At 70.7% G+C, this 2746-nt stretch carries 2 protein-coding genes; both read left to right on the forward strand.

What is annotated here, in order from left to right; translation table 11 throughout:
* Positions 1 to 2142: bifunctional acetaldehyde-CoA/alcohol dehydrogenase (adhE, locus tag ABZ641_RS32040; protein ID WP_359987501.1), on the forward strand; the 2142-nt coding region annotated here is incomplete at its 5' end.
* A gap of 58 nt (positions 2143 to 2200) precedes the next feature.
* The coding region (locus ABZ641_RS32045; RefSeq protein WP_359987504.1) for a pyruvate formate lyase family protein at positions 2201 to 2746 on the forward strand (546 nt) is incomplete at its 3' end.

Consider the following 2746-nt stretch of genomic DNA (forward strand, 5'->3'; position numbering starts at 1 on the left):
GACGCCGCGGTGGCGGCCGGGGCGCCCGAGCACTGCATCCAGTGGATCGAGGAGCCGTCGATGGCGGCGACCCAGGCGCTGATGAACCATCCGGACGTCGCCACGATCCTGGCCACCGGCGGCAACGCGATGGTGCGCGCCGCCTACTCGTGCGGCAAGCCGGCCCTCGGCGTCGGCGCGGGCAACGTCCCCGTGTACGTGGAGAAGAGCGCCGACCTGAAGCGGGCGGTCAACGACATCGTGCTGTCCAAGACCTTCGACAACGGGATGATCTGCGCCTCGGAGCAGGCGGTCGTCCTCGACGCGGAGATCCGCGACGCCGCACTCGCCGAGTTCCGCACGCTGAAGGCGCACCACGCGAGTGCCGAGGAGAAGGCCCTGCTGGAGCGCCACCTGTTCGGCTCCGCGGACGGCACCTCCTGCGCCGGGGAGCGACTGAACCCCGGGGTGGTGGGCCGCTCGGCGGCGCAGATCGCCGAGGCGGCGGGGTTCGAGGTGCCGGCGGACACCTCGGTGATCCTGGTGGACGTCGAGCGGGTGGGGCCGTTCGAGCCGCTGACCCGGGAGAAGCTGTGCCCCGTGCTGGCGGTGCTGACCGCGGGATCGCGCCGTGAGGGCGTCGAACTCTCGGCCGCCATGGTGGAGTTCAACGGGCTCGGGCACACGGCGGCGGTGCACACCGAGGACGCCGCGTTCGTCGAGGAGTTCGGGCACGCGGTGAAGGCCTGCCGGATCATCTGGAACGCGCCCAGCTCGCAGGGCGGCATCGGCGACGTCTACAACGCCTTCACCCCCTCGCTGACGCTCGGCTGCGGCAGCTACGGGCACAACTCGGTGTCGGGCAACGTGTCGGCGCTCAACCTCCTCAACATCAAGCGGATCGGCCGGCGGAACACCAACATGCAGTGGTTCAAGGTCCCGCCGAAGATCTACTTCGAGCGCAACTCGATCACGTACCTGGCGAGCATGCCGAACGCCCGCCGGATCGTCGTCGTCACGGACCGGACGATGGTCGAGATCGGCCACCTGGAGCGGATCAGGGGCGTCCTCGACCGCCGCAGCGAGCCCGTCGAGGTGCGGGTGGTCGACTTCGTCGAGCCCAACCCCAGCATCGACACCGTCCGCAGGGGCGCCGAGCTCATGCGGGACTTCCGGCCCGACACGATCGTCGCGCTCGGCGGCGGGTCGCCGATGGACGCCGCCAAGGTGATGTGGCTGATGTACGAGCACCCGGAGGTCGAGTTCGCCGACCTGAAGGAGAAGTTCTTCGACATCCGCAAGCGCGCCTTCACCTTCCCCGACCTGGGGGAGAAGGCGAAGCTGGTCTGCATCCCCACCACCTCGGGCACCGGCTCCGAGGTCACCCCGTTCGCGGTGATCACCGACACCGCCACCGGCCAGAAGTACCCGCTGGCGGACTACGCGCTCACCCCGAGCGTCGCGATCGTCGACCCGGCGCTCACCACCCGGCTGCCCAAGGACGTCACCGCGGACTCCGGCTTCGACGCCCTCACCCACTGCATCGAGACCTATGTGTCGGTCTACGCCAACGACTTCACCGACGGCCTGGCGTTGCAGGGCATCCGGCTGATCTTCGAGCACCTGGAGCGGGCGGTGTCCGACGGGCCGAGCGACACGGTGGCTCGCGAGAAGATGCACAACGCCGGCACCATCGCCGGCATGGCCTTCGGCTCCGCCTTCCTCGGCGTGGTGCACGCCATGGCGCACACCCTGGGCGCCACCTTCCACATCGCGCACGGGCGGACCAACGCCCTGCTGCTGCCGCACGTGATCCGGTACAACGGCGCCGCGCCCGGCAAGGTCACCAGCTGGCCCAAGTACCGCAGCTACGCGGCGCCGGAGCGGTACCGGGCCGTCGCCGAGGCGCTCGGCCTGCCCGCCGCCACGCCGGAGCAGGGCGTGGAGTCGCTCGCCGCCGCGGTCGAGGAACTGCGCGACAGGGTCGGCATCCCGCGGTCCTTCAAGGAGGCCGGCGTGGACGAGGCGGCGTTCCTGGCTGCGCTGCCCCGGCAGGCGATGAACGCCTACGAGGACCAGTGCGCCCCGGCCAACCCGCGGCTGCCGATGCTCGCCGACATGCAGCAGCTGATGACCCAGGCCTACTACGGCACCCGGGGCTGAGCGCCGACGGCCCGAGCAGCACGACCGTTCCGACGACAACACGACGGGAGCAGCGACCATGACGGTCCGGCAGACGGAGACGGCCACCCGCGGAGCCTGGGACGGCTTCCGGGGCGGCCTGTGGCGAGACGCGATCGACGTCCGCGACTTCATCCAGCACAACTACACCCCCTACGAGGGCGATGCGGCCTTCCTGGCCGGCCCGACCGAGCGGACCCTGGCGGTGTGGAAGCGGATCACCGACCGCTTCCCCGAGGAGCGCGCCAAGGGCGTGTACGACGTCGCGTACGACGTCCCGTCCGGCATCACCGCGCACGCACCCGGATACATCGACCGGGAGCGGGAGTTGATCGTCGGCCTGCAGACCGACACCCCGCTGAAGCGGGCGATCATGCCGAACGGCGGCTGGCGGATGGTGGCGGGCGCCCTGCGCACCTACGGCTACCCGGTGTCGCCGGAGCTGGAGAAGGTCTTCACCGCCTACCGCAAGACCCACAACGACGGCGTCTTCGACGCCTACACCCCCGAGATCCTGGCCGCCCGCAAGGCCGGTGTCATCACCGGCCTGCCGGACGCCTACGGCCGCGGCCGGATCATCGGCGAC

The sequence above is a fragment of the Kitasatospora sp. NPDC007106 genome (assembly GCF_040634455.1).
GTDB classification, from domain to species: domain Bacteria; phylum Actinomycetota; class Actinomycetes; order Streptomycetales; family Streptomycetaceae; genus Kitasatospora; species Kitasatospora arboriphila.